General features: G+C 39.7%; 24 protein-coding genes and 1 pseudogene. 3 read left to right on the top strand and 22 right to left on the bottom strand.

Annotated elements, in window-relative coordinates; genetic code table 11:
• The 5 genes from JOC31_RS04585 to JOC31_RS04565 form a co-directional block, all read right to left on the bottom strand.
• A partial coding sequence (locus JOC31_RS04585) for a YSIRK-type signal peptide-containing protein (protein ID WP_205016987.1) occupies positions 1–1,574 on the bottom strand: 1,574 nt, incomplete at its 3' end.
• A gap of 461 nt (positions 1,575–2,035) precedes the next feature.
• Positions 2,036–3,079 carry a zinc-dependent alcohol dehydrogenase family protein gene (locus JOC31_RS04580; protein ID WP_205016986.1) on the bottom strand — a complete coding sequence of 348 codons (1,044 nt, stop codon included), beginning with the start codon at positions 3,077–3,079 and terminating at the stop codon, positions 2,036–2,038.
• 274 nt (positions 3,080–3,353) lie between these two features.
• Complete coding sequence (locus JOC31_RS04575) at positions 3,354–5,408, bottom strand: cation:proton antiporter domain-containing protein (protein ID WP_205016985.1); 2,055 nt, start codon at positions 5,406–5,408, stop codon at positions 3,354–3,356.
• A 3-nt stretch (positions 5,409–5,411) separates the two neighbouring features.
• Positions 5,412–5,675 carry a hypothetical protein gene (locus JOC31_RS04570; RefSeq protein WP_205016984.1) on the bottom strand — a complete coding sequence of 88 codons (264 nt, stop codon included), beginning with the start codon at positions 5,673–5,675 and terminating at the stop codon, positions 5,412–5,414.
• 212 nt (positions 5,676–5,887) lie between these two features.
• Positions 5,888–7,063: an Mbeg1-like protein gene (locus JOC31_RS04565; protein ID WP_205016983.1), complete on the bottom strand. Its 1,176-nt coding sequence runs from the start codon at positions 7,061–7,063 to the stop codon at positions 5,888–5,890.
• A gap of 190 nt (positions 7,064–7,253) precedes the next feature.
• Between JOC31_RS04565 and JOC31_RS04560 the strand changes: the two genes are divergently transcribed.
• Entirely contained in the window at positions 7,254–7,877 is a 624-nt protein-coding gene (locus tag JOC31_RS04560) for a Pr6Pr family membrane protein (protein WP_205016982.1), read from the top strand.
• A gap of 81 nt (positions 7,878–7,958) precedes the next feature.
• Here JOC31_RS04560 and JOC31_RS09865 read toward each other — a convergent pair whose 3' ends face one another.
• The 8 genes from JOC31_RS09865 to msrB form a co-directional block, all read right to left on the bottom strand.
• Entirely contained in the window at positions 7,959–8,465 is a 507-nt protein-coding gene (locus JOC31_RS09865; protein WP_239551649.1) for a DUF2798 domain-containing protein, read from the bottom strand.
• A 235-nt stretch (positions 8,466–8,700) separates the two neighbouring features.
• Positions 8,701–9,474, bottom strand: coding sequence for a carbonic anhydrase (locus JOC31_RS04550; protein ID WP_205016981.1), 774 nt, complete (start codon positions 9,472–9,474; stop codon positions 8,701–8,703).
• A 221-nt stretch (positions 9,475–9,695) separates the two neighbouring features.
• Positions 9,696–10,031, bottom strand: a complete 336-nt coding sequence (locus JOC31_RS04545; protein ID WP_205016980.1) for a hypothetical protein — start codon at positions 10,029–10,031, stop codon at positions 9,696–9,698.
• A 225-nt stretch (positions 10,032–10,256) separates the two neighbouring features.
• Entirely contained in the window at positions 10,257–10,733 is a 477-nt protein-coding gene (locus JOC31_RS04540; protein WP_205016979.1) for a GNAT family N-acetyltransferase, read from the bottom strand.
• A gap of 787 nt (positions 10,734–11,520) precedes the next feature.
• On the bottom strand, positions 11,521–12,207 hold the full coding sequence (locus JOC31_RS04535) for a type 1 glutamine amidotransferase domain-containing protein (protein WP_205016978.1): 687 nt from the start codon (positions 12,205–12,207) through the stop codon (positions 11,521–11,523).
• 15 nt (positions 12,208–12,222) lie between these two features.
• The gene (locus JOC31_RS04530; protein ID WP_205016977.1) at positions 12,223–12,846 is read right to left on the bottom strand and encodes a nitroreductase family protein; all 624 of its coding nucleotides are present in this window, start codon (positions 12,844–12,846) and stop codon (positions 12,223–12,225) included.
• Between the two features lie 26 nt (positions 12,847–12,872).
• Positions 12,873–14,216, bottom strand: coding sequence for a dihydrolipoyl dehydrogenase family protein (locus JOC31_RS04525; RefSeq protein WP_205016976.1), 1,344 nt, complete (start codon positions 14,214–14,216; stop codon positions 12,873–12,875).
• A 1-nt stretch (position 14,217) separates the two neighbouring features.
• On the bottom strand, positions 14,218–14,661 hold the full coding sequence (msrB, locus tag JOC31_RS04520) for a peptide-methionine (R)-S-oxide reductase MsrB (RefSeq protein WP_205016975.1): 444 nt from the start codon (positions 14,659–14,661) through the stop codon (positions 14,218–14,220).
• A 122-nt stretch (positions 14,662–14,783) separates the two neighbouring features.
• Here msrB and JOC31_RS04515 point away from each other — a divergent pair, with 122 nt between their 5' ends.
• Positions 14,784–15,224 (top strand): MarR family winged helix-turn-helix transcriptional regulator, encoded by a 441-nt coding sequence (locus tag JOC31_RS04515; RefSeq protein ID WP_205016974.1) that lies wholly within the window; start codon positions 14,784–14,786, stop codon positions 15,222–15,224.
• Between the two features lie 45 nt (positions 15,225–15,269).
• Here the strand turns inward: JOC31_RS04515 and carB are convergent, their stop codons facing one another.
• From carB to pyrR, 5 genes are all read right to left on the bottom strand, one after another.
• Positions 15,270–18,449, bottom strand: a complete 3,180-nt coding sequence (gene carB, locus JOC31_RS04510) for a carbamoyl-phosphate synthase large subunit (RefSeq protein ID WP_205016973.1) — start codon at positions 18,447–18,449, stop codon at positions 15,270–15,272.
• A 396-nt stretch (positions 18,450–18,845) separates the two neighbouring features.
• Positions 18,846–19,925, bottom strand: coding sequence for a carbamoyl phosphate synthase small subunit (locus JOC31_RS04505; RefSeq protein ID WP_205016972.1), 1,080 nt, complete (start codon positions 19,923–19,925; stop codon positions 18,846–18,848).
• A 53-nt stretch (positions 19,926–19,978) separates the two neighbouring features.
• A complete protein-coding gene (locus tag JOC31_RS04500) occupies positions 19,979–20,905 on the bottom strand; it encodes an aspartate carbamoyltransferase catalytic subunit (RefSeq protein ID WP_205016971.1) in 927 nt (308 codons plus the stop codon).
• A 33-nt stretch (positions 20,906–20,938) separates the two neighbouring features.
• On the bottom strand, positions 20,939–22,201 hold the full coding sequence (locus JOC31_RS04495; RefSeq protein ID WP_205016970.1) for a uracil-xanthine permease family protein: 1,263 nt from the start codon (positions 22,199–22,201) through the stop codon (positions 20,939–20,941).
• Positions 22,202–22,227: 26 nt separating this feature from the next.
• Complete coding sequence (gene pyrR, locus JOC31_RS04490; RefSeq protein WP_205016969.1) at positions 22,228–22,749, bottom strand: bifunctional pyr operon transcriptional regulator/uracil phosphoribosyltransferase PyrR; 522 nt, start codon at positions 22,747–22,749, stop codon at positions 22,228–22,230.
• 230 nt (positions 22,750–22,979) lie between these two features.
• Between pyrR and JOC31_RS04485 the strand changes: the two are divergent.
• Positions 22,980–23,483: pseudogene (locus JOC31_RS04485) on the top strand (DDE-type integrase/transposase/recombinase); the annotation flags it as partial.
• Positions 23,484–23,605: 122 nt separating this feature from the next.
• On the opposite strand, the gene JOC31_RS04480 reads toward JOC31_RS04485, so the two are convergent.
• Genes JOC31_RS04480 through JOC31_RS04465 form a run of 4 tightly spaced genes read right to left on the bottom strand, consistent with a single transcriptional unit; the run spans position 23,606 to position 26,497 of the window.
• Positions 23,606–24,220 carry a TVP38/TMEM64 family protein gene (locus JOC31_RS04480; protein WP_205016968.1) on the bottom strand — a complete coding sequence of 205 codons (615 nt, stop codon included), beginning with the start codon at positions 24,218–24,220 and terminating at the stop codon, positions 23,606–23,608.
• A gap of 18 nt (positions 24,221–24,238) precedes the next feature.
• Complete coding sequence (locus tag JOC31_RS04475) at positions 24,239–25,132, bottom strand: RluA family pseudouridine synthase (protein WP_205016967.1); 894 nt, start codon at positions 25,130–25,132, stop codon at positions 24,239–24,241.
• Positions 25,116–25,580, bottom strand: coding sequence for a signal peptidase II (lspA, locus tag JOC31_RS04470; protein ID WP_205016966.1), 465 nt, complete (start codon positions 25,578–25,580; stop codon positions 25,116–25,118). Before lspA ends, JOC31_RS04475 begins: the two co-directional genes overlap by 17 nt.
• Positions 25,581–25,591: 11 nt before the next feature.
• A complete protein-coding gene (locus tag JOC31_RS04465; protein ID WP_205016965.1) occupies positions 25,592–26,497 on the bottom strand; it encodes a LysR family transcriptional regulator in 906 nt (301 codons plus the stop codon).
• Positions 26,498–26,604 lie beyond the last annotated feature (107 nt).

Here is a 26,604-nt window from a genome sequence, read left to right as displayed (position 1 = left end):
GGTTCTTCCGTTAACTCTGTGCTAGTCGTGCTTGTGTCCGAACTAGTAGTTGCACTAGTGCTCGACTCTGTCGTTGATGGCGTACTTGTGACTGTCGTCGGCTCTTCTGTCATTTCTGTGCTAGTTGTCGGTGAGGCCGAACTCGTTGTTGCATTAGTGCTTGACTCTGTCGTTGATGGCGCACTTGTGACTGTCGGTGGTTCTTCCGTTAACTCTGTGCTAGTCGTGCTTGTGTCCGAACTAGTAGTTGCACTAGTGCTCGACTCTGTCGTTGATGGCGTACTTGTGACTGTTGTTGGCTCTGCTGTTATTTCTGTGCTAGTTGTCGGTGAAGCCGAACTCGTTGTTGCACTAGTGCTCGACTCTGTCATTGTGGTACTTGTGACCGTTGTCGGCTCTGCTGTTATTTCTGAACTGGTCGTACTTGTGTCCGAACTCGTTGTTGCACTAGTGCTTGACTCTGTCGTTGATGGCGTACTTGTGACCGTTGTTGGTTCTTCCGTTATTTCTGAACTGGTCGTACTTGTGTCCGAACTCGTTGTTGCACTAGTGCTTGACTCTGTCGTAGCTGTCGTACTTGTGACCGTTGTTGGTTCTTCCGTTATTTCTGAACTGGTCGTACTTGTGTCCGAACTCGTTGTTGCACTAGTGCTCGACTCTGTCGTGGCTGTCGTACTTGTGACTGTCGTCGGCTCTTCTGTTAACTCTGTGCTAGTCGTCGGTGAAGCCGAACTCGTTGTTGCACTAGTGCTTGACTCTGTTGTAGTTGTCATAAGTTCAGTTGAAACTGTAAAAGATGTTGTAGTTGTTCCAGAACTCGTTGTCGTCGTTGATTCTGTCAATGTGTCAACTGAAGGAACTTCCTGCTCATCAGTATTAACCAACACATAACCTACAAAATCATAACCATCAATGCTTAGTTCCATTTCTGGCAAGGGATCACCGACAGACAATTGATAGGTTTTATTAAACACAGATAGGTCATCGGAAGCTAACGCTGACACGGCAGAGACGCTGATAACCCCTGCACCACCAACGATGATAAGGCTTGAAACGATACGTTTCTTCTTATCTTTCAACAATGACACTCCGATAAGAAGGATAGCACCACCTGCAAGCATCCCTAAGATACTTTCTTTCGAACCTGTTGTTGGTAACACAGTATCAATAGCTTTAGCGACAGCACTCGACGTTACCGTATCAATTGCACTAGAGACAAGACTAGATTTCTCTGAAGAGACAACCTCAGTCTTACCATTTCTAGTACTACCGACACCGATATTTAAGGTTTCCCCGTTTTTAGTGCGATAAACCATATAGTAAGTGTCATAACTATCACTGACTATTTTCGAAGGCAAACTAGCTACTAACTTTTCTTTTTCAGCATCCGTAAGATCGGAATACATTACATATTTATATTGGATGACCTCTTTTTTGGCTGCACTTGTCGTTGCCGCAAGGACAGCTGGCGCTTGATAGATCCCCATCAAGGCAACAACGCCAACAATAGCTGATGCCGCACCAAAACTAAATTTTCTAAGTGAATATTTGAACTGTTTTTCTTTCCAAAACATCTGTTTTTAATAGCTCCTATTATAGCATTCTAGGTGTAATTTACTCATTATACATTATAGCATAACTAAAATAATAAACAAAAAATAAAATATTTTCTGATTTTTTAACAAAGACAAACTGCTTTAAATAAAGGACTTCTATAGAATACATAGATGAAAAGGTATCTATTTTTTAATAATCATTCTCTTAAATGCAAATTTATCCCAGAGAGCTTTTAAGACATAAAAAAACTAGATAAAATCTAGTTTCAGAACGTAGACAAACTCCTAAAAACATAAAAAATTGAAGAAGTTTGCGAAAGATAGCAAGTCATCAAACTCTTAGAAACATTGATACCTCGGCGTTTCTGAGAGTTTTTTATTTTCAACATAAAGAAAAAAGATTGAAGAAAATTGTCCAAAATGGACTTTTTCTTCAATCTGAAACTAGATAAAATCTAGTCTTGTCTTATCCTACCTACTTAATCACTAACAACAACCAAAGATTTGATTGCTTGACGTTGATCCATTGCGTCATAGGCCTCTTGAATCTCTTCTAGTGTAAACTGTTTCGTAAAAACCTTACCAGGATTAATCTGACCTGATAATACAGCTTCCAACAAAATGGCTTTATCAGGTCCTGTCACAGAGGCAATACCTCCTCGTAAGCCAATATTATGGAAAAAAAGAACGCCTGTATCCATTTTAGCATCTTCTGGGACACCCACTCGGCCGATAACTGCTCCTGGACGAGCCACCTTAGCTGCAGTATCTACCGACTGCTCTGTACCTACACACTCTAGAATAGCATCTGCGCCTGCACCATTTGTCAAAGCCAGCACCTTTTCAACAGCCTCATCGCCTCGCTCAGCAATAATATCTGTTGCACCAAACTCAAGTGCCAACTCTTGTCTATCTTGGTGACGGCTCATAGCAATAATACGTTTCGCTCCGCGTAGTTTAGCACCGATAACTGCACAAAGTCCTACCGCACCATCGCCCATGACAACGACAGTATCTCCCTCTTTGACCTCAGCTGTCACAGCTGCATGATAACCTGTCGCCATCACATCAGACAAGGTTAGCAAGGACTTCAATTGCTCCTCTGAGTAGTCTGACGGCTGTCCAGGGATTTTTACCAAAGCCCAGTTGGCTTGCTTGAAACGAAGATATTCTGCCTGATAACCGATTGGCGTTCCACCCCATTGGTAATTTTGACAAGAACCATCGAATCCCGCTTGACAAGCCGCACAGTGACCGCAACCATGAGTAAACGGTGCAATAACAAAATCGCCAACCTTGATATCAGTAACTTGACTTCCTACTTCTTCGACAATACCGATGGCTTCATGACCTGCAAAAGTTCCTGTTTTTTTCTCTTGCTGTCCGCGGAACCACCACAAATCAGACCCACAGACACACGCTCTGATGACACGGATGACTGCATCAGTAGACTCTTCGATGCGAGATTTCTCTGTCTCTGTAATGGTCATTTTACCAGGTTCAATAAATGTTGCTACTTTCATAATTAACTCCTTTTTCTTGTATAATCTATTATAACCCAGTCAAAGAAAAAATTAGCAATAAAAACACTAGACTTTCGTCAGACATCTTTTTGATAAATAGCCCCTAGACTAATATTGAATCTCCTTAAATCAAAACTACCAGAGAAAGGAAGTACATCTAAGAGAGTTTTTAACAAATCAATGAAGAGATTCGATTCTGCTGGTAAAACTTTCTCAAAATAATAAACAAAAAGAGGCTTGGGACTTTGTCCCAGCCTCTTCTTTGGCAACCATTTTAGTTTTTTTGAGCATAGCGCATCACATCGTATGGCAAACTATTCAAATTATCTTTCAAAGAATAAGATTCTAACTCGTTGACCTCACGTCGTAAACGTTTAGCATAGCGATGGCTGATGAGATTATCTGATTCATACTCCGAAATCAGTTTACGTTCTAAGTAATAGCCACGTAGCATCTCATCGACATTAGTCGGTTTTGCACGCGCGATAACACGCTCAATAAAGACACCCGTACCAATAATTTCAGCCTCTCGTAGGCGCGAATCCTGTAAAAATTCGATCAAACTTGGATGATAGACTGATTTAAGATGGTAAAAACTTTCTAAAATGATCTCAGTATTCGCCAAATAAAGGTCAATAATATCTTCACGTTCTGCCTCACTAAAATCACCTGCTTTCACATTTTTTCGGAAAACAAAACCTAGTAACATGAGATAATGCCAAGACCTTCTCACAAAACGCAACAAGACTAAAAAACTATATCGTAGTTGAGAAGTAGCCGTTCGATTGATATTATGCTCTAAACCTCTCAGATATTGCTGATAGAGATGGTAGCCTTTTTCTTGGATACGTCCCTCTTCAAAAGCCTTCTCCAAGCCATCACTTTCAATTGAAAAAATCAGTAGCTGTAAATCAGCCAAGTCTTTCTGAATCTGTTGATCCTCTTGCTTTAAAATAAGCTGTTCAATACGCCCGTGATAATTATCAATCGCAGCATATACTGGTGCTTTTTGACTAGCTTTTTGTAAATCAGCTTCTAACATCATCAAAACATCGTTCAAGATAGCAATCTGCATCTTATTGTCCACATGATTTTCCTTTGGCTTAGCAAGTTTTGGTAAAATCAAAATTCCTGATAAAAAACTAACCAAGGTAACACCTGCTACAATGAATAAGACCAAGGCATAAACCGAATCATCCAAACTAGCTGGCAACAATAAAATCGTTGCAACAGAAACGGTCCCTTTAACACCTGAAAAAGTCAGGGTTAAAATTTCGCGATGGTATTCTTTTAGTGGCTTTGCCAGCTGCCTCTTAGAAGTCAAAAAGAATAACCAAATCATCGACCAACGCAAAGCAAATAATAAGGCAGTTAAACTGAACACCACCAAGAGAAGAGTGATATTACGCGCAAAGCTTCCCACAAGGACTGGTCCAGACAATTGAGCAAGCTCGACACCTAGTATTAAAAAGACCAACCCATTCAGCATAAAGGTTACGGTTTCCCAAACCGTCTCTGTTACTGTATCTACCTGAGCGGCAAAAACAGTGATTTTCTTAAACCGTGCGGCATTCATAATTCCCGCAACCACGACAGCAATAATGCCCGAAGCGTGAATTTCTTCAGCCAAAAAGAAGGTCAATAAAGGTAGACTCAATTCTAACAACAAAACCGAGGCAATATCAATAATTCTAAAATCAGACAGGACTCGAAGTGCATATCGCTGGAGACTAGCTGTTACAAAACCAGCCAGTGCTCCTCCTACAACTGATAAAAGTAGGGATAGACTCGCTTGACCAAGAGAAAAAGTTCCTGTCGCCAGAGCTGTCAAGGCAACTTGAAAAGCAACCAATCCTGAAGCATCATTGAGCAAGCCTTCTCCCTTTAGGATATGTTCTACTTTTTTTGGAAAAGCAAAGCGACCAGATAGGGAGGCAAAAGCAACTAGGTCAGTCGGCCCCAAAGCTGCTCCAATCGCTAAAAAGGCTGCTAAAGGAATAACTGACAAAACTGCATTACCAACAAAACCAATTCCTAGCGTCGTCACAAAAACAACAGGAAAAATTAAGAAAACAATCAGTCGCCAATTCTTCAACAAGCTAGCCACATGACTCTCTGCCGCCTCTCGAAATAGTAACGGTCCGATAACCAAAGCTAAAAAAAGATCCGACGAGAAAGATAACTCATGATTTCCTAGAAAAAGACCGACGCCAATTCCCAAAACAACCTGCACCAGAGGAAGAGGCAACTTAGGAAAAAGACGGTTGCTGATATTAGATAAGGTCAGGAGCAATAAAAAAGTAATCACATAAGGTAACAAATGCTCCACACTTTACCTCCTAGATGTTGATTGTTGGCAACACTGTCGATAGAGATACTTTTGTTTGTCTATCTTCGCATCAATCGATGTTAAATCCTCATGCTCTAAAGCAAGTTGACAACGCTCCATCTCTAATCCGACAATCCTTTGTTTAATTTTAGCAAGTTTTTTCGAATCAAAATGACTCTGCTCACTACTATCATTACTAGCAGCTGGACGATCAACGTATTTTTGTCGCAGTGTCGTCAAAACTTTCTTTAATTCCGTTTCTCTCATTTCTATCTCCAGTAATCTGATAACTGACCACTCTCTTAGGCTAATCCACAGAGACAAGTGGTCCTTACAGTGGCAATCTCCACCATATATGACTAATATTCTACCACAAATAAGGTCAAAAAAGGCCTAAAGGACTCTCCTATCAATAGAATTATTCAAAGGATCGAACCCTCACGAAATCCACAATAAGGATTAATCTAAATTATTGATAACTATTTGTCCAGATTAGGGGCTGTTTCAAGACCAGTAGCTCGCTTAAAGGGAGCATAAGGAAAATTAGGTCGTGTAAAACTAGGTCTTTTCAAACTTGCAGCGAAAATACCAATAAAGGTCACTCCTGCCTTAGTCATCAATCGGCGTTTACGAGTTGGTAAATGTGAAAAAGTACGAACAGCTGTACCTAGTTGGTCTAAGGAGTCTAAAGTCACATCATTGAGACTATAAATCCCGCTTTCAATCAAGGTGTCAAATAAGGTATCAAACAGTAATTTCAAGTCCTGACTCCCTAACTCTGCCGTCCATTCCTTAAAGGTCTTTTCTAAACTATTACTCAGCTCAGTCCCTGCAGGAACCCGAACAAAAGAGCCACTTACATTAACCTGCCAATTAGTCACTGCATGTTGGGAAATACCAAAACCAGCACTCTGAACAATGATCGGAGCAACATCCAACGCCAACATTACCCCTACAATAGACTCCTGTGGTCTAATAAATACCAAACGATCTCTAATATTACAATAACCTTTTGATTTTAAAACATCTATGTGTAGCCCTGGAGCATCTAGTAAGTAAATTTGAGATAGACGACTCTGTAGACTATCAGGTAGACTACTGGCAGCATAAACAGCCACATTCCCACCCTTAGAGTGACCTGATAGATAAACGCTTTCTGATAATAAAGGAAGTACGCTCGTTAGATAAGAGATGGCTGAGCGATGGGCAGAGATTTCACGACTATAAGTCAATTTAAAATCTTCCTTCCAACCAATCAGACTATCATCTGTCCCTCTAAAAACAATCTGCTCATAGTTAATAGCTGCTATCGTAAACACCATACCAGCAAACTGCTTCTCATACTCACTACTGATTTCATTCACATAGTGAGAGAGGGTCAGACTCTCAAATCTTTCAGAAGCCAACATCAACTCCAACAGACGCAGGCGCTCTTTACTCATCATAAAAGGATTTCCCTGATAAGATTTATCAAAGTTATCCGCCAAAGCTAGAGATAGCTGTATTGGGTTACTTAAGGCATCATCTGACGCTATCAATGCTTCAAAGGAGATATATCCTAATTCGTTCAAACAAACAATATCCAGTTCATTCAAGGGTAGTTGATCAAATGTCACTGACTGAACAGCCACCACATAATCATTAATTGTTGGCATAGACCATCCTTTCATTTCCAATTCTTTAAAATTCTACAAAGAAATCATTTTCCCGTCAAGATAAAATATGATAAGATAAATTTTATGGACTTGAGATAAAGGACAAGACGTCATAACCGTTATTAATTAGAATGGCGAGCCTTTCATCTCAGTCCTATCTCTATCTCAGAAAGGTTATCACATCATTTTTATGTCAAAAACCCAATGCTATCGTCTCCTAGTTGCCATACTAGGCATTTGGGGTGTTTCCCTACAAATCATCCAAGATGGATGGGGAATGCTTCTTTACTACACAGTCTTATCTAATATTCTCGTTTTTAGTTTCATGCTCTATCTAGTCTATTTCGAGAGTAAAAAAGGTCCTATCAACGCCTTTACTGGCTTATTGCAAACCAAGGCTGGAGTTACAATGGCAATCCTAATCACTCATGTCATCTATCACTTTATGCTTGCCCCTCTAGTTGAATCACACGAATTCTGGAACATCCGTAACTTCTTGGTGCACTACATTGTTCCAATCGCCATGGTCTTAGATACCATCATACTTGATCGTAGAGGTGCCTACCGTTGGATCAGTCCTATCTATTGGACTGCTCTCCCATTAACCTACTTCGCTTTCGCCCTTATCAATGGGATGCTATTGAAATTACCTATTCCAGGAGCCGTCGACAGTCCTTTCGCCTATTTTTTCATCAACGTCTATAAATACGGCTGGGGACAAGTCTTGCTCAACACCGCTATTATCTCAATAGCATACATTATTGTGGGATATATTCTCCTTCTGATCAAACGTTATATCGGTAAGAAAGCCTAAAAAAGTGGACCAAAGTCCACTTTTTTAGTTTACACTCTACCAGCCATAGAAGTCCTCAACTTCGATGACTTATCCCTTCTCCTATATGATTTTTGGCATTTCCTCATCATTATTAAAATCTTCCACCTCATCTTCTCCGTCAAGAGGTTTTTGAAAATACCCTAAAATAGCACGAGAGATTGGCCCTACAATCAGAAAATTCAAAGGGATTGCTGCTACAAAATTCGTCAACCAAGTTCTGACATAAGTTTGCACACTTAAGTCCTGACCACTCATCAAAATCCCATAAAAAGACATACAAGTTACCATCCCAAGCACCATAGAACCTGAAATACCAACAATCTTCACCCAGCGTTTATCATGATGAGGGGTCGTCATGATAATAGACAAAGCAAATTTTTTAGCAAGTGGGCCCACCAAAATAACGTCCAGAAGAAAGGCTACTACAAAACCAGGTAGATATCCCAAAGCCACATGAAACCATGAGAAGTGGCCTGCAACAATCAGATTCCAGATACTCATTCCTAAAACCATCATCCCACACATCAAGCAAGTAAAAATCATTGCTTCTTTAAAATTACGAGGCATAAAAAACTCCATTTCTATATAATCACCTGTTAATATAGGCTTTTTAGTGACTTAGTTTAGTCTAACAAAAAAATTTTTTCTTCGTAAGCAAATTTTTTAAAAAAGTAAAAAGAAAACGTTTTACTTCTTTTCTAAAATCAAAATCCTTCCTTTATTCAACACTATAAAAACCACTCTTGCCTAGCTTAAACTAGGCAAGAGTGGTTTTTATAACTAAACTAACTGAAGCATCAGCTTAATCTTTAATCTCACGACCGTTCACATCCTGAAGTGGTCTGTTATTTTTCACACCAATAACTTTAGAGAATTTTTTAACCTGTGCCTTGCTGATTGTTTCTTGTTTTTTAAAAACAATCCAATTGACACCCTCAGTACATGGTGGGGTCGTCAAAGAACCTTCAAAATTGTAATAATCCTGACTCGTAGGGAATAATTTATCGATAGCAATGTTACTTGATACCGTCGCTTCACTATCAACTTTTGTTGGCATTTTACTCCAGATAGCTTTCAAACCAGTATTTTCCTTACCATATTGATAAAGGACGGAAACAACTGTAATTTGACCGTCTTCTGTTTTATAAACGAAGTGCCCTTCTAAAGGATACTGTTTTCCATCAATCTCATTTTCGCTCGGAGCGTGAAAGTGAAATTGCTTCAAGGTATAGGTTTTGTCACCGATAACCAAGGTATTGTCATTATTTTGAGGCGTTACTTGAATGGTATGCCCATTGTTCAAAACAGAAACTTTAGAATCCTTACTGTTTAATGCAAGTGCTGGGAGATCAACATCTTGGGCATTTGTGATATTGATAGGAGACTGTTCTTGACCATCACGACAAACCTGATAATCATCTGACAAACTGCCCCAATAATCAGGAGAAATCTCATCAGTGTAGCCCCAATGAGCTTCATGGCTCTCTGAACTAGCCTGCGTACTGGTCTCTGCTCCCACACTAGCCCCAAAACCTAAGCTGGCCAATAAGGTAAGATAAATGAGTGTCTTTTTCATAAAATCCCTTTCTGTCTACAAACGCATCCTAAAACACGAGGCCTGATCTCCAACTCAGACTCACTCCACACCCCTGTATCTTACGCTCATTTTGCAAAAATGTCAATATCTTTTTATGTTTTTCTTATCAAAAACTCACTTTCAAGTAAGTTATTTCAATTTATCCCACATAAAATAAAGATAAGCATGAGAAAAGGAACAAGCTAGCCAGCCTGTTCCTTTTAATGATTAATCATATACTCAAAATTAAGTCGCTTTTCCAAGAGTTCAAACTGATCAAAACACATTAAATAATCATCCACAGAGCCCATCATTGGCAACTGAGAACAATCAATAGAAATTTTTTGATCATCTGATTCAAACAAAATATGACATTCTAAAATAACCTCATCAGAATAGGGATTGTTAGAACTCAGAAACTGGCAATGGTAAATTAAGCCAGTTGTCGTTCTTACTGCCAACTCAAGACGCAAGCTATGAATATTTAATCGTGGCAAATTCGCAAAACTATCAAATATATCTGGGCATTTTTTTGCCATAAACTCTCTAATATCCATCCTAAGCCCCCTTATCAATTGTTGATGATTACACTCATAGAAGCTCGGTAATGCACACCAACAAAAACTATTAGTCACTTATATTATGCACTTATTCTGCTTAAAAGTCTCGTAATATGGTTTTTCTGAGACCAAAAACTCGCTAGCTTTAAAACAGGGAACCACTTTCATTGATATAACAGAAAGAGGCTGGATAAGACCAACCCCTTTACACGATACAAATGACTATTTGATGATATGCTCCATAGTCGTATGCTGAGCCTCTAAACCAAGACGTTGATAAAAGCGCAAGGCACTCTCGTTAGCATTCCAAACTGTCAATGTAACATTATAGCAGTCTATTTCTTCAGCATACTTCAAAGCATACTGATAAAGTTTTTCACCTATCTTTTGACCACGCGCTCTTTCATCGACACAGAGATCATCAATAAATAAAGTCTTTCTTTGAACCAAGGCCCCAGTCTCTTCAGTGATTTCTTTGATAATAGTGAACAAATGTCCTAAAATATTACCATCCTGATCAAGATAAACAAAAATAGGTGTTTTAGGATTATCAATCAACTCTACCAATTCTTGATCTGTAAATTTGCTACCTTCTGAACGAAACAAATCTGGTCTAACATCATGATGAACCTGTAAAATTTGTAATAACAATTCCTGCAAACGCGGAATATCTGATTTATCAGCTTGTCTAATTGTCATTTGTAACCTCCAAATATTTGTTATTATTATAACAAAAAAGAACTAAGTACGAAACTTAGTTCTTGGTGTTTATCTCAAGATTGGAGAGAGAGATAAGAAATATAAAGTAGTAGTTTGATATGAAGACATTTGCGTCGTTTTTGAGAGAGAGCTGGACATTTTGACAAACGATCTTAATTAGTAGAGAGAGAGTAAAATCGTTTGATAATCTGATATCCAGTTATGTGGAGAGTGTCTCCATATCTTTATGCTACTATTATATCTCTATCTCCTGAAATGTAAACGTACATGTCTTGAAATGTCTATTTTTAGTCTTGAAATGTTGTTATTATCTAAATAATATCATTTATTAGAGTTATTTAAAGTACAAAAAGTAGCAAAATCCTTTTTAAACTGACAAAAATAGTAAATATACTTCCCTAATCCACAACAAAAGACATGAAAGATATCTTTCATGTTTCAGAACGTAGACAAACTCCTAAAAATATAAAAAATTGAAGAAGTTTGCGAAAGATAGCAAGTCATCAAACTCTTAGAAACATTGATATTTCAGTGTTTTTGAGAGTTTTTTTATTTTCAACATAAAGAAAAAAGATTGAAGAAAATTGTCCAAAATGGACTTTTTCTTCAATCCAAGAAAACGTTTTCTTCTATAATTTACAAAATTTCTTCCATGTGAGTGTATGGAGCTTTCTTGACCAACCGCTCAGTTCTGCTCTTCTAATCATTATCGACTCTTAGCTATGATTCGTCGGTTAGTGTAACACAAAACACTCATGCCTTCAAACTAGATTTGGCTAGCAAGCAAATCTAGGACAGCCTGACCAACAGCTCCAGCAGATTGCGGATTTTGTCCTGTAATTAGGCGACCATCCACACGCACAAACGGTGTAAATGCCGTGCTGCTCTCATAAATAGCACCTTTTTCTTTCAGAGCATCTTCTGTTAAGTACGGCACTTGATCTGTTGTTCCATTCAAGTCCTCCTCAGTATTGGCGAAACCTGTAACTGTTTTACCTGCAATTAGAGGCTGACCTTCTTGATCCTTGATTGGGAGCAAGCCCACAACGCCGTGACAGACTGCTGAAACGATACCACCTTTTTGATAAATAGCTGACGCAATCTCTGCCAGTTCTTGATTTTCTGGGAAATCCCACATCACACCATGTCCACCAGTGTAATAAATCACATCGTAATCGTCTGCCTTGACTTGAGAAGGTTTCTTGGTATTAGCCAGAGCTTTAGAAACAAAGTCACGATCCTGATAGTAGTGCAAATCCGTATCGTTTAAGAAACTCATAGCATGGGGATCCAGCGGAATATAACCACCTAAAGGACTGACAAAATCAACTTGAATACCAGCCTTGTCCATGTGTTCATAAAAATGTGTTAATTCTCCTAACCAAAGCCCTGTTGGACGGTTAGATGGACTATATTTTTCAACATTAGTCATTACAATTAAAGCTTTTTTCATAAGATGTTCTCCTCCTTAACGAAAACTCGTGATTTCTTTAGCATCCAAACGAACAGATGGATAGCCCTCTTCCTTTGCCTTACCAATTGCCAAAATCATGATAGGCAAATAACGTTCAGGATCCAAATCAAAGGTTTCTGCCAGATGTTCCTTATCAAAACCAGTCATAGCATTAGTTTCATAGCCGTGTGTTCGAGCTACCAACATCAACTGCATGGCCACCAGACTGGCATCGATGTGAACCGTATCACGCATGACTTGCTCACTGGCATTATCATACATCGGAACAATCGCTGCCAGTTGCTTGTCCCTAACCTCAGGAGGCATCTTACCTTCTTCTACGGCTTTGTTGTAAATAGCTTCTGCGTATTCTTGAGGTTTGGTATCGCCAAAAATCAAAATCATCGCAGCAGAAGTCTCGTTCTGAAGGCTATTGAATCTGACCAAAGGTTGTAATTTTTCCTTACCTTCTGGACTATCTACCACAACAAAACGCCAAGGTTGAAGATTGACTGCAGACGGAGCAAGCACCGCCTCGTTAATCATCTCTTCCATCTCCTCACGAGAGATTTTTACTTCTGGGTCAAATGAACGAACTGAACGACGTCCAGTCATAATGTCTTTAAATGTTTGTGTCATAACTTAAATTCCTTTCTCATTTATCCTTACACTAAAGCTGCCTTTAAATCTCCAATCAAGCCACTTGTTGCAGCTGGAAAGGCAAAAATCATCCCATTTAAATCTTTTGCAGTTAATTTTTGATTGATAACTAGGGTCAAGAAATTGACAAAATCACCAGCATCTTCGGTTAACAGTGCTGCTCCTTTCAAGGTCTTATCTTTCCCAACGATAAAGGTAATGTGAGCCTCTTCTTCTAACTTGGTTTGGAATTTCAATTTTTGACCAAAAGGCACCTCTACTACCTTATAATCCTCTGGATTAGTAGCTGCCTCATCAATCGTCACACCCACTTGTGCAATACGTGGTAAGGTGAAAACGATATTCGGAACAACGGGATACTTGATTGGCTCTTGATTTCCCAAAATCACTGATGCAATATAGTCAGATTCGAAGCTGGCAGTCGGTGTTAGCTTCGGAATGGTTTTAGAGACCACATCACCTGAGGCAAAAATGGTAGACACAGCGGTCTGCATGCGGTCATTGACTTTGATGCCAAGCCTATCAGTCTCAATGCCTAGAGCCTCCAAACCAAGATTTTCAATATTGGAAACACGCCCCGTTGCATCGACAATGTAATCCGTTTTAATTTTTAGTCCAGTAGCTGTTGTCAGCAGATAAGCACTATCAGTCATCTGTGCTTCTGAAACTGCCTGACCAAAGTGGAAAGTCACTCCTTCACTGGTCATTTTCTCGACTACTCTTGTCACATATGGTTCTGGATAAGCTGCTAAAGCTCGATCCGCAAACTCAATAATATGCACCTCTGAGCCAAGTTTTGCAGCCATTGTCGCAAATTCTAATGAAATAATACCTGCCCCAATAAATGTGATACGCTTTGGCATTTCATCCAAATCGAGAAAATCACGACTATCATGGAAGTATTCATTACCGAGAACATTAAGACGAGCGGGACGTTGCCCTGTACCGATCACGACATATTCCGTTGTCAATTCTTGATTGCCAACTACCAGGGTATGGGAATCTTTAAGTTGCCCATGCCCTTTTATCAAGTCAATATTGACATGACTAAACACATTTTCAAGAAAAGGCGCATAGGTTCCAATTTCCTCTTTCTTATAAGCCATGAGTTTCTCCCATGAAATCTCACCGGCTTTAGCAATTCCTGCTTTTTCATAGCGAGCTAGCCCATCCATGAATTCAAAAGGACTTTCTAACAAAAATTTAGCATTACAGCCGTAATTTGTGCAAGTTCCAGCAGTCACATCTTTCTCAATGATAGCAACTTTCTTACCTGCTTGAGCCAGTGTCACTGCAGCATGCCATGAGGCATGTCCTGACCCAATAAAAGCAACATCGTACTGATACATTCTAGTTCTCCTCCTCAAATAATACCTTGTAATCTGATAAACCTCTTGCATCTAATTCCTCGTAGGGGACAAACTGCAGAGCAGCAGAGTTGATGCAGTAGCGTAGCCCACCTTTATCCATCGGGCCGTCATTAAAAACATGACCAAGATGAGAATTCGCCTGACGACTTCTCACTTCAATGCGATGCATATTATAAGAAAAATCATCATAATTGGTCACTAAACGATTCTCAATCGGCTTGGTAAAGGCTGGCCAACCACAACCAGATTGGTATTTATCTAGCGATGAAAACAATGGCTGACCACTAACCACATCAAGGTAAATCCCTTTTTCAAAGAAATGATCATAAGCCCCAGTAAAAGCATGTTCTGTTGCCCCCTCTTGTGTGACAGCAAAAGCCAAATCACCAATACGTTCTCTGAGTTCTTCTTGTGTTTCTGTCATGAAAACTCCTTTATAAATCGTGTGCGATTAATTGACTACCATTCTACTCCTCTCTAAATTATTTGTCAAGAAATTAAGATTCTGATATGATGGAACTATCGCAAACGATTGAAAGGAAATCCATGGAAAAGAACTACAAACTCTCACAGCAGCTTTGCTTTTCATTTTATACCATTAATCGCCTTTTCCACCAATTTTACAAACAGGCTTTAGAACCCTACGACTTAACCTATACTCAATACCTCGTTTTAGTCTCTCTTTGGGAAAAAGATTGCCGTAAATTGCAGGAGCTAGGTCAATCACTTGATTTAGCCAGCAACACTTTGACTCCCCTCGTTAAACGCTTGGAAGAAAAAGGACTTGTATTTAGAAGTAAGCCGGAAAATGACAAGCGCCAACTTTTTGTCAATCTAACAGAACAAGGACAGAAGCTTCGCCTAGACATTGAGCAGAAACTAATATCTTGTTTCCACCAGTTAGAAGGACTCTCAGAGGAACAAGCTGATTCTCTTCTTAGTAACAATCACGATCTCATTCACATGCTTCAAAAATACCTATCCTAAAAATAAAAATTCCGATACCTCAATGGTAAGCGGAATTTTTTTGATTTAAATCGCTTTTGTCATAAAGCCACGGCTCTCAAGAACCTTGAGCATGGCTGCTGCTGTGTCAAGGGCAGTAAAGAGTGGAATACCTGCTTCAATAGCAGAGCTACGAATAGCGGCTCCATCTTCATCAAAAGTACGTTTGGTACCAACCGTATTGACAATAGCCTGAACTTTACCTGAACGAACAAGGGCTGGGATGTCATTATCGTCATTTTCTCCCAATTTGTTAACTAGTACAGTATCTAGACCATTTTCAGCAAAGAATTTTTGAGTTCCTTCAGTCGCATAGATACCATAGCCAATAGCATCGAAGCGTTTTGCCAAATCAAGCGCTTCATCTTTGGTGTCGTCTGCAATAGTGAAGACAACATTACCAAAGGCTGGCAAGTGGAGGTAAGACGCTTCAAAAGCTTTATAGAGGGCTTTTTCAAGGGTCAAATCAGATCCCATAACCTCACCTGTCGATTTCATTTCAGGTCCGAGGAGACTATCTACCTTAGCCAACTTCGTGAATGAGAAGACAGGTGCCTTGACATGAACTTCCTGACTTTCAGGATAGAGCCCATCTTCATAACCAATTTCTGACAGTGTTTGACCAAGGATAAGTTTTGTAGCAACTTGAGCCATTGGGATATTGGTTACCTTAGATAAGAACGGCACTGTACGACTAGCACGAGGGTTAACTTCAATAACATAAACTGTTTCATCTTTGATAACAAACTGGATGTTCATCATACCGATACAGTTAAGACCAATCGCTAGACGTTTAGTGTAATCTGCAATGGTATCCTTAACTTGCTGAGAAAGGGTTTGTGGTGGGTAAACCGCCATTGAGTCCCCTGAGTGGACACCCGCACGCTCGATGTGCTCCATAATACCTGGAATAAGAACATTAGTCCCATCAGAGATAGCGTCCACTTCGCATTCACGTCCAACGATATAAGAATCAACCAAGACTGGGTGCTCTGGACTTGCCTTAACGGCTGTACGCATGTAAGAACGAAGATCTTCTTCATTTTCAACGATTTCCATGGCACGACCACCAAGAACGTAAGATGGACGAACAAGTACTGGGAAACCAATCTTGCGTGCTGCTGCGACAGCTTCTTCTTCATTAGTAGCTGTTTGACCCGGTGGTTGTGGGATATCCAAGTCTTTCAATGCTTTTTCAAAGAGGTCACGGTCTTCTGCACGATCCAAGTCCTCAACTTGAGTTCCCAAGATAGTTACACCTGCATTTGACAAGCTCTCTGCTAAGTTGATTGCTGTCTGTCCACCAAATTGGACAACCACACCTTTTGGTTGCTCCAACTCGATAACGTTCATCACGTCTTCAAATGTTAGCGGCTCGAAGTAGAGCTTATCAGATACTGAGAAGTCTGTCGAAACCGTCTCTGGATTTGAGTTCATGATAATGGCTTCGTAACCAGCAGCTTGGATAGCCTTAACAGAGTGAACAGTTGCATAGTCAAATTCAACCCCTTGACCGATACGGATAGGACCTGAGCCAAGAACAATGACAGATTCTTTATCTGACTTAATGGATTCATTTTCCCACTCGTATGTTGAATAGAAGTAAGGAGTTGATGACTCAAATTCGGCCGCACAGGTATCAACCATTTTGTAAACTGGCAAAATGTTATTTTCCGTACGAAGAGTACGAACGCTAGCCGTTTCTGTATTCCATAGGTCTGCAATCTTACGGTCTGCAAAGCCATTGCGTTTTGCCTCTTTAAGAGTATCTAGATCTCCGACATTGGCTTTGAGCTCTTCTTCAATTTCAAAAATATGGAGTAATTTATCCAAGAAGAAGATATCAATCTTAGTCAGCTCTGCAATTTCCTCGATGCTAAAGCCACGACGGATAGCTTCTGACACGTAGAAGAGACGGTCATCTTGAGCTTTGACAATCTTCTCAAAAAGCTGGTCATCGCTGGCTTCTGTAAGCTCAGGCATATCGTTGTGGTAAACACCGATTTCTAGCGAACGGCAGGCTTTAAGAAGTGATTCTTCAATATTACGACCAATTGCCATAACCTCACCAGTTGCCTTCATCTGAGTTCCTAGACGACGTTCACCATTTTCAAATTTATCAAATGGGAAGCGAGGAATTTTAGCAACCACATAGTCAAGGGCAGGTTCAAACATGGCGTAAGTCGTACCTGTAACAGGGTTGATCATCTCATCCAAGGTCAAGCCAACTGCAATCTTAGCTGCCAATTTAGCAATCGGATAACCAGTCGCTTTTGAAGCAAGGGCAGATGAACGTGATACACGAGGGTTAACCTCAATGACATAATATTTGAAGCTGTGTGGATCAAGGGCTAACTGAACGTTACAACCACCTTCGATTTTAAGGGCACGAATAATTTTCAAGCTGGCATCACGCAACATTTGATTTTCGATGTCAGAAAGGGTTTGCGTTGGGGCAAATACAATCGAGTCACCTGTGTGGATACCAACTGGGTCAAAGTTTTCCATGTTACAAACAACAAGGGCGTTGTCGGCGGCATCGCGCATCACTTCGTACTCAATTTCTTTGAAACCAGCGATTGAACGCTCAATCAAACATTGAGTAACTGGTGACAATTTCAAACCATTTTCAGCAATTTCACGCAATTCTTCTTCATTGGCACACATACCACCACCAGTACCACCAAGGGTGAAGGCTGGACGGACGATAACAGGGTAGCCGATTTGATTAGCAAATGCTACCGCTTCTTCAACAGTGTTAACAATCTCTGACTCAGGAATGGGTTGTTGTAAATCTTCCATCAACTGCTTGAAGAGGTCACGGTCCTCAGCTTGGTCAATCGCTGACAATTTTGTCCCCAAAAGCTCAACACCAAGTTCATCAAGGATACCAGCTTTTGACAATTCCATGGCCATGTTAAGACCTGTTTGACCACCAAGAGTTGGGAGCAGAGCATCTGGGCGCTCTTTACGTAGGATACGTGTCACAAATTCTAAGGTGATAGGTTCAATATAAACCTTATCAGCAATCTCTTTATCCGTCATAATAGTCGCTGGGTTAGAGTTAACAAGAACAACACTGTAGCCCTCTTCTTTCAAAGCAAGACAAGCTTGTGTCCCAGCATAGTCAAACTCAGCTGCCTGACCGATAATAATCGGACCAGACCCAATCACCATAATTTTTTTAATATCAGAACGTTTAGGCATTTTATAAGATATAAAGGGCGTTAAGCGGACATAGACAAAATAGGAGTTTTGACGAAGAACTCAAGGTTCTAGGAAAAACTCTCTTTTTGTCAAAGTCCGTAGCCCGTATTCAGTTAGACTGAATAACGAACTCCCTTTCTCCTTTCTATTTGCTATGTCACTGCATAGCATTAAATAAGATTCTCCGACGCTATTTAGCATGAAAAATAGCCTTTCATGCTAAATAGCTAGTGTATGTGCTATCTAAGGTCATTAGAACTTAGCCTTACCTGACTACTAGCTTCAGTTAAAGCCAGGCATGCTCAGACCTTGTCTATTTGTCGACTCTCTGGTCGATATTAAATAAAGCAATTACTATCAGACAAATGGTCAATGATAGCAAGTTAAACCAAGTGACTACTCACCAGCTTGAAAAGCGTCAATCAACTCAAGAAACTCATCAAAGAGATAACTTGCATCGTGTGGACCTGGTGCTGCATCTGGGTGGAATTGTACTGAGAAAGCTGGGAAGTCACGGTGACGAACACCCTCTACAGATTTATCATTAATTTCCTCATGCGTCACCATCAAGCAATCTGGAAGAGTGTCACGATCAACAGCAAATCCATGGTTCTGACTGGTAAAGTCAACACGTCCTGTCGCAATTTCACGAACGGCATGGTTGAATCCGCGGTGTCCAAACTTCATCTTGTAAGTTGTCGCACCGTTAGCCAAGCTAAACAGCTGATGTCCCATACAAATACCGAAAATTGGAATTTTACCTTGCACCCCTCGAATCATTTCCAAAGCATGGGGTACATCAGTTGGGTCCCCAGGACCATTTGACAACATGACACCATCTGGATTGAGATGAAGAACTTCCTCAGCTGTAATATCATGTGGCACAACGGTCACATTACAATCACGCTTTGAAAATTCACGTAGAATAGAGTGTTTAAGACCAAAATCAACTAAAACAATGTTTTTACCTACACCTGGAGCTGGGTAAGCTGTCTTAGTAGATACTTGCTCAATATTATTTGTCGGAAGGACTGTTGCACGCAATTGGTCTTGAAGATGCTCAATCGTATCACCAGCATTAGCAAGTGTAGCCTTCATGGTACCATGCTGACGAATAATTTTAGTCAATGCACGCGTATCAATCCCTGAAATTCCTGGAATACGTTTAGCTTTCAAAAATTCATCTAAGGTCATCTGATGACGCCAGTTGCTAGCTCGACGCGCATTTTCAGAAACCACAACTCCTTTACAAGTTGGCGTAATTGACTCGTAATCATCACGGTTAACACCATAATTTCCAACAAGTGGATAAGTAAATGTTAAAATCTGCCCATTGTAGGACTGATCAGTGATTGATTCCTGATACCCAGTCATCCCTGTATTAAAGACAATCTCTCCAGTAACATCAATGTCTGCACCGAATGCCTTGCCTTCAAAAATCGTTCCATCCTCTAAAATCAAAAGTCGTTTTGTCATTATTTTCTCCTCGTAGAAACCTCTCTGGGTTCCTTTAACGTTATTCGTTTACTTTATGCCTTACCCTTTAAAATAGCCTCTAAGATAGCCATACGAACATAAACACCATTTTGCATCTGTGCCACAATGCGAGATTTTGGTGCTTCCACCAATCGATCCGCTATCTCAACATCACGATTGACAGGTGCAGGATGCATGATAATAGCTGACTCCTTGAGAGCATCATAGCGTTTTTGCGTCAGACCAAATCGCTCGTGATAAGTCTCTTTTGAAAATCCTGCTGCACTATCATGACGTTCGTGTTGAACACGTAGTAACATCAAAACATCAAGCTCTTCGATGATGTCATCAATGGCAACGTGCTCACCATAGACATCAAACTCTTCAGAGTACCATTCACTAGGACCAGCAAAGTAAAGCTTTGCTCCTAGCCTTTTTAAGATTTGCATATTTGATTTAGCAACTCTTGAATGGCTAATATCTCCAGCGATACAAATGTTTAGATTTTCAAAATAACCAAACTCTTGGTAGATTGTCATTAAATCAAGTAAGCACTGACTCGGATGCTGTCCAGAACCATCTCCACCATTGACGATAGCCGTCTGAATAGTCCTACTATCAACCAATTCTTTGTAGTAATCAACTTCCGAATGCCTCACAACACAGATATCAATACCTAGAGCAGACATGGTCAAAATCGTATCATAAAGCGTCTCACCTTTGTTGACTGAGCTAGCTTTAGCATCAAACTCAATGACATCCAAACCCAGCTTTTTCTCTGCAACTTCAAATGATTTATGAGTTCTGGTTGACGATTCAAAGAAAAGATTTGCAGCAAAATACTGTCTATCCAAATCAAATTTTGCTGACCCATTTTTAAAAGCAATTCCTCGCTCAATCAGGCCTAGAACCTCTTCGTTTGATAATGTTTCCATAGTCACTAAATGATTAAGTGACACCTGTCCGTTTGTAATGGTCATACTTATTTCCTTACTTCATCTGAGAAATAACACTTAATCCTTATTTGGAAGGATTTGATACAAAATAATTCCTAAAAGAGTTGAGAAGGCAACTCCTGAGATTTGCAAGCCGTTGATTTGAAGCATCAAGCCACCGATACCAGATACCAAAATAACACTTGCAATCAATAGATTCTTTTTGTTATCCATATCTGTTTTAGATTCAATCAAAATCTTCAACCCACTTGCTGCAATAACACCAAAGAGTGCAATCGAAATTCCTCCGATAACTGGTGTTGGAATTGATTGGATTAGGGCTGATACCTTACCAACAAAGCTTAGTAGAACAGCGATTGCTGCTGCACCAGCAATGACATAAACAGAATAGATCTTATTCAATGCCATAACACCGATATTTTCCCCATAAGACGTTACAGGAGGTGCTCCCAAGAAACCTGCAATAATTTGTGCAACACCATCCCCAGTCAATGTTTTTTCGAGCCCAGGATCTTTGAAATAGTCACGTCCTGTCAAACTATTTAATACCATGACATGCCCAAAGTGCTCAGTCATTGTTACAAAAGCAATTGGGGCCATTGTTAAGATTGCACTTGGATACCATTTAAATCCGTATGAAATAAAAGGAATATCTACAGATGGCATGGTCAACCAAGCAGAACTAGCTACTTTGGTAAAATCAACATAAGTTTCTCCAGTGAAAACACCCAACACAAGTGCAAATAGATAGCCTGTTAAAAGACCCAGCAAAATCGGAATAATCCCAATAATTCCCTTACCGTAGATATTAAATAGGATAACCGCAAACAAGGTTACCAAACCAATTAAAAGGAATGGAAGGCTGTAGACATTGTTATTATACATCACATCATTGACTGCTGTTGCTGCCAAACTCAGCCCGATAACCATGATAATTGGTCCTACTACAATTGGTGGCAATACCTTATCAATCCACTCATTTCCGATTGCTTTTACAATCAAAGCAACAATCAGATAAACCAAACCACCTGTAATCGCACCTTGTCCAACTGCCGCAATACCGTCTGTTTTCATCAACATCTGCATGGCAGCAATGTAGGCGAAACTTGAACCCATATAGGCCGGAATTTTATACTTGGTTACTGACAAGTGTGCCAAGGTTCCTAAACCACTTGAGAGGAGGGCGACCGCTGGGTCAATCCCAACCAAAATTGGGACAAGTACAGTTGAACCAAACATGGCAAACAAGTGTTGGAAGGATAAACCTAGTAACATTCCTGGTTTCGGCATATCGTGGACATCATATTTTACGTCGTTCATGATTAATGAATAACTCCTAATCTAATTTAATCTGGATCAATAAGGGAAACACTATCTTGTCCATCAACTTCAGTGACTTGGACAATGATTTCTTCACTGCTACTTGTTGGAATATTTTTACCAACATAGTCAGCACGGATTGGTAATTCACGATGTCCTCGGTCTACAAGAACAGCAAGGCTCAGTCTAGCAGGTCGGCCAAGGCTAAAGACATTGTCAATAGCCGCACGAATTGTACGTCCTGTATAGAGGACATCATCGATCAAGATAATATCACGCCCTGTGATATCAACAGGCATAACCGTTGTATTTTCAGACACCTTGACGTCATCTCGAAATGAACGAATATCCAACTCACCAACAGGAATATCTAAATCCTCTAATTGCTTCAGGCGTTCTTGAATGCGACGGGCAATGAAAACACCTCTAGTCTTAATACCTGCAAGAACGATGTTATCGAGGTTCTTATTACGCTCAATAATTTCATAAGTAATACGTGTAATGGCACGTTTCATAGTGACATCATCAACGATTTCTTTTCGTTTCATGGGAAAGTTCCTTTCTACAATAAACAGTTGCTACAAGCAAACAAAAAATCTCCTTGAAAACAAGGAGATACACAAATATAAGTACAGTCCACCCGCACTTTTTTCCATGGTCTCCTTGCCTGCCTCACGGGACAGTATTAAAGGAATATTATTTATATTTATAATACCAAAATCCTGTATCATTTGCAAGCTATTACCAAATGCAATCAATGAAAAACTGTAGCGTTACAATAGATATCAAATACGTACCAACTCACTGCTACACTGGTCAGCTACCTGATAAATTCTATCAGTATACCATCATTGACGAGGCCAGTCGAGAACGATTTATCTATCCATTCAAGGAACAATCTTCTCATTCAACTGTTCAGTTTGTTCACATGGCCATTAAACACTTTGGATACAAACCCAAAATTATTCAAACAGATAATGGTTTTGAGTTTACCCATTTCAAGGAGACTAAACAAGTACACCCACTTGACCTACTTTGTCAGGAATTAGATATTGAACACAAATTGATTAGACCACGAACGCCTAGACATAATGGAAAGGTAGAACGCAGTCATCGAAATGACAATAGACGTTTCTACCAAAACTTATCTTTCTACTCCTATGAAGACCTCATCAAGCAGATGAAGAAATACCTGGATCATTCCAATAGACTACCTATGCAAACTTTAGGCTGGCAATCTCCTATCGATATCAGAAAAGCTTTATTAGGAGCTAGCTCCTAATAAAGCTTAACAAATGGTTATCTTCAAAGTTACTTTTTGGTCTCACATCATTGACAAAGGTACATTACCAAATGCAATCAATGAAAAACAGAACCTCATACAAGGTTCTGCGTATTTTGCGATTAAAAAATTCCCAAAGGTAGCAAACGACCCAAGATTGACACCAACCCCATACTATAAAGATAAATAGAAAGCGGTTTACCTAGTAAAATGATTATCATAAATCTTCTATAGGACATCGAGGTTGTCCCTGCTAAAAGGCATAGGAGATCATCTGGTGCGATAGGAATAAAGATTGCTAGGGCAAAAAATCGTGAAAAACGGCTGTGATCTGTCGTTCGAGTTTCATATTTAGCAATCGTCTCTGGTTTAAAGAAAAAATGCAGTATCGGACGACCAAATGTTTTAGCAATATGAAAGGCTAAAAAGGAGCCTAGGCAGATACCAATGTAATTCCAAAGAAAGCCCCATCCTGTACCAAAAATCACCACACCAATTGCAGATGAAACACCACCTGGTAATATTGGAACAATCACCTGAAAAATTTGGAATAAGACAAACAGTAAAGGTCCCCATACGCCTGCTGATTTAATAATCGCCTGTAGCTTCTGCTTATCGGTGATATAACCTTGACTATAAAGATAGAACATAATCACTAGAATGATTAAAAAAACAATCCAACTCATCACTTTGATAGCAAAGCGAATCTTATGGCGATCTTGTAACGATGTCGTCATACGAGTTTCTCCTTTTTCTTAATGATTAGGACGTAATGCTTTCAATGTTTTTTGGAAAATTTCTGGAGCTTCAGCTGAAAAAGTAACCAAGTCCCCAGTAGTGGGATGAGTAAAACCTAAGGTTTGAGCATGCAAAAATTGCCCATTTCCTTTCAATGTTTTACGCGGACCATAAAGAGGGTCACCTGCCACAGGATGTCCGATATAAGCCATATGAACACGGATTTGATGAGTACGTCCAGTCTCCAAAGTCAATTCAACTAGCGTATAATCACCAAATCTCTCCATGACTTGAAAGCGTGTGACAGCAGGTTTACCTTTTGCCGTAACTGCTTGCTTTTTACGATCCTTTTCAGAACGCCCAATTGGAGCTTCAATAACACCTCTATCATTTGGCAGATTCCCATGAACAATTGCGAGATACTTACGTAGTGACTTTTGTTCCTTCAATTCTGCAGCTAAGGCATTGTGAGCGCGATCGTTTTTAGCAATCATCAACAAGCCTGATGTGTCCTTATCAATGCGGTGAACAATTCCTGGTCGAACAACACCATTAATTGAAGATAAGTCCTTCACATGATACATCAAAGCGTTGACAAGCGTTCCAGACGAATGACCTGCCGAAGGATGCACAACCATTCCTTGAGGTTTATTGACTACTGCGACATCATCATCTTCATAGATGATATCAATCGGAATATCTTCTGCTTGATAATCAAGCACTTCCTCTTCAGGAATCTGATAGGAGATGACGTCTCCTTCTTTCACAGCGTATTTAGCTTTTTTAGCTTGACCATTAACCAAAACAAATCCTGCCTTGATTTGGTCGTTAGCTTGAGCACGTGAGAGCACTGATAAATCTGCCAATGCTTTATCTAATCGACTCCCTGCTTCTTTAACGATTACTTCCATTTTCCTCTTCTTTCCAAAAGGCGATCATCAAAACAACCACCCCAATTGTTAAATAAGAATCTGCCATATTAAAAATAGCAAAATTCATAAAATCTAAATGTACCATATCCACGACATAACCTAGGCGCAAGCGATCTATAAAATTCCCCAAACCACCTGCTATAATCAGGCTCAATCCCGACAAAAGCCAATACGATCCATTAAAATGCTTCCACAAATAATAAAGCGCACTTCCGATAACAAGAAAGGTTATCACTGTAAATAACCACTGCTGATTTTGTAGCATTGAAAACGCTGCGCCATAATTTCGCAAGTGGGTTAAACTAAAAACACCTGGTAAAAAAGAAACGACTTCATCAAGCTGAAGATGAGACACAATCCATGCTTTAGAAAGCTGATCGAGTATAATCATACCGACGATGGCAACTGGAACAATTACTTTACGCATCTCTTTCCTCCTTAAGGTCTGTATTTATCAAAATAGTCAGTCATCACAGTGATGAATTTTAAGGCACAGGTTGATAGGTTGGTATCTCGTCGTTTCACATAAACCATCTTATTAGAGAGATTATCCTCTAAAGGAATAACCGTAATGCCATTAACGCTACGACTATCCAAGAATCCTGATCCTGTCGCATAAGCATCCGTACGCTCTAAAATACCATTCAGCGTTGCTCGATCCGTCACATTAAAAAGAAGAGAAGACTCTGTCGTATCTACAAAATTCTCAGAGTAGTAAAGGTACTGGTCCTGCTCTTGAGTGAAACGTACCGTAGGCAATCCAATCAAATCATCCATGACTAAACTACTTCTACCTGCCAAAGGATGGTCCTTAGCTAAATAAATATGTGTTTTAAACGGGATCAAATCTACAGATTCCAAACCAAGCTTATCCATGCGTTGTTGAATCCCTTTGAGGTTTTGATTGTTGAGGTAGATAATCCCCAACTCGCTATGTCCTTGAGCAACCTCGTCTAAAATTTGAATTGTCGTAGACTCATAAATTCGAAAATCCCTATATTCAGGGTATTCTTTAGAAAAAGCAGTCATCAAAGGAGGTAAAAAATCATAGTGTTGACTCGCAATAGAAAATTGTTGATTATCCGTATCTGATTGCGAAAACTGTTTCTCAAAAGAATCAAAGCTTTTAACAACTTCTAACGATTTTTCATAAAAAGTCATTCCCCGACTTGTTAAAACTGCGCCTGTCGTTGTTCGTGTAAAAATTTGGAAGCCTAACTCTGCTTCTAGATCACGCACAGCAACAGATAAACTTGGCTGACTTACGTATAATTTATTGGCTGCTTCACGAAAAGTTCCGCTATTAGCGATAGCAACAACATAACGTAATTGTTGAATATTCATATCACACACTTTCTTATTACAATACTTCTATCTATTATACCAAATTTTAAGGAAAGACGCTCTTGCAAAAAGCTTTTAATACCTTCTTATGTTTCTCTCATCCAAAG

The sequence above is a fragment of the Streptococcus saliviloxodontae genome (genome assembly GCF_016908655.1).
Taxonomy (GTDB): Bacteria; Bacillota; Bacilli; order Lactobacillales; family Streptococcaceae; genus Streptococcus; species Streptococcus saliviloxodontae.
Note: the sequence above shows the minus strand (reverse complement) of the source record. Positions and strands in the feature narration are given on the sequence as shown.

What these genes read in the sequence shown, in the direction of transcription:
- JOC31_RS04580 (WP_205016986.1), bottom strand. Translation starts at nt 3,079, where the DNA reads ATGAAAGTAGCAACATTTATTGAACCTGGTAAAATGACCATTACAGAG.
- JOC31_RS04570 (WP_205016984.1), bottom strand. Translation starts at nt 5,675, where the DNA reads ATGAGAGAAACGGAATTAAAGAAAGTTTTGACGACACTGCGACAAAAA.
- JOC31_RS04565 (WP_205016983.1), bottom strand. Translation starts at nt 7,063, where the DNA reads ATGCCAACAATTAATGATTATGTGGTGGCTGTTCAGTCAGTGACATTT.
- JOC31_RS04560 (WP_205016982.1), top strand. Translation starts at nt 7,254, where the DNA reads ATGTCAAAAACCCAATGCTATCGTCTCCTAGTTGCCATACTAGGCATT.
- JOC31_RS09865 (WP_239551649.1), bottom strand. Translation starts at nt 8,465, where the DNA reads ATGCCTCGTAATTTTAAAGAAGCAATGATTTTTACTTGCTTGATGTGT.
- JOC31_RS04550 (WP_205016981.1), bottom strand. Translation starts at nt 9,474, where the DNA reads ATGAAAAAGACACTCATTTATCTTACCTTATTGGCCAGCTTAGGTTTT.
- JOC31_RS04545 (WP_205016980.1), bottom strand. Translation starts at nt 10,031, where the DNA reads ATGGATATTAGAGAGTTTATGGCAAAAAAATGCCCAGATATATTTGAT.
- JOC31_RS04540 (WP_205016979.1), bottom strand. Translation starts at nt 10,733, where the DNA reads ATGACAATTAGACAAGCTGATAAATCAGATATTCCGCGTTTGCAGGAA.
- JOC31_RS04535 (WP_205016978.1), bottom strand. Translation starts at nt 12,207, where the DNA reads ATGAAAAAAGCTTTAATTGTAATGACTAATGTTGAAAAATATAGTCCA.
- JOC31_RS04530 (WP_205016977.1), bottom strand. Translation starts at nt 12,846, where the DNA reads ATGACACAAACATTTAAAGACATTATGACTGGACGTCGTTCAGTTCGT.
- JOC31_RS04525 (WP_205016976.1), bottom strand. Translation starts at nt 14,216, where the DNA reads ATGTATCAGTACGATGTTGCTTTTATTGGGTCAGGACATGCCTCATGG.
- msrB (WP_205016975.1), bottom strand. Translation starts at nt 14,661, where the DNA reads ATGACAGAAACACAAGAAGAACTCAGAGAACGTATTGGTGATTTGGCT.
- JOC31_RS04515 (WP_205016974.1), top strand. Translation starts at nt 14,784, where the DNA reads ATGGAAAAGAACTACAAACTCTCACAGCAGCTTTGCTTTTCATTTTAT.
- carB (WP_205016973.1), bottom strand. Translation starts at nt 18,449, where the DNA reads ATGCCTAAACGTTCTGATATTAAAAAAATTATGGTGATTGGGTCTGGT.
- JOC31_RS04505 (WP_205016972.1), bottom strand. Translation starts at nt 19,925, where the DNA reads ATGACAAAACGACTTTTGATTTTAGAGGATGGAACGATTTTTGAAGGC.
- JOC31_RS04500 (WP_205016971.1), bottom strand. Translation starts at nt 20,905, where the DNA reads ATGACCATTACAAACGGACAGGTGTCACTTAATCATTTAGTGACTATG.
- JOC31_RS04495 (WP_205016970.1), bottom strand. Translation starts at nt 22,201, where the DNA reads ATGAACGACGTAAAATATGATGTCCACGATATGCCGAAACCAGGAATG.
- pyrR (WP_205016969.1), bottom strand. Translation starts at nt 22,749, where the DNA reads ATGAAACGAAAAGAAATCGTTGATGATGTCACTATGAAACGTGCCATT.
- JOC31_RS04480 (WP_205016968.1), bottom strand. Translation starts at nt 24,220, where the DNA reads ATGACGACATCGTTACAAGATCGCCATAAGATTCGCTTTGCTATCAAA.
- JOC31_RS04475 (WP_205016967.1), bottom strand. Translation starts at nt 25,132, where the DNA reads ATGGAAGTAATCGTTAAAGAAGCAGGGAGTCGATTAGATAAAGCATTG.
- lspA (WP_205016966.1), bottom strand. Translation starts at nt 25,580, where the DNA reads ATGCGTAAAGTAATTGTTCCAGTTGCCATCGTCGGTATGATTATACTC.
- JOC31_RS04465 (WP_205016965.1), bottom strand. Translation starts at nt 26,497, where the DNA reads ATGAATATTCAACAATTACGTTATGTTGTTGCTATCGCTAATAGCGGA.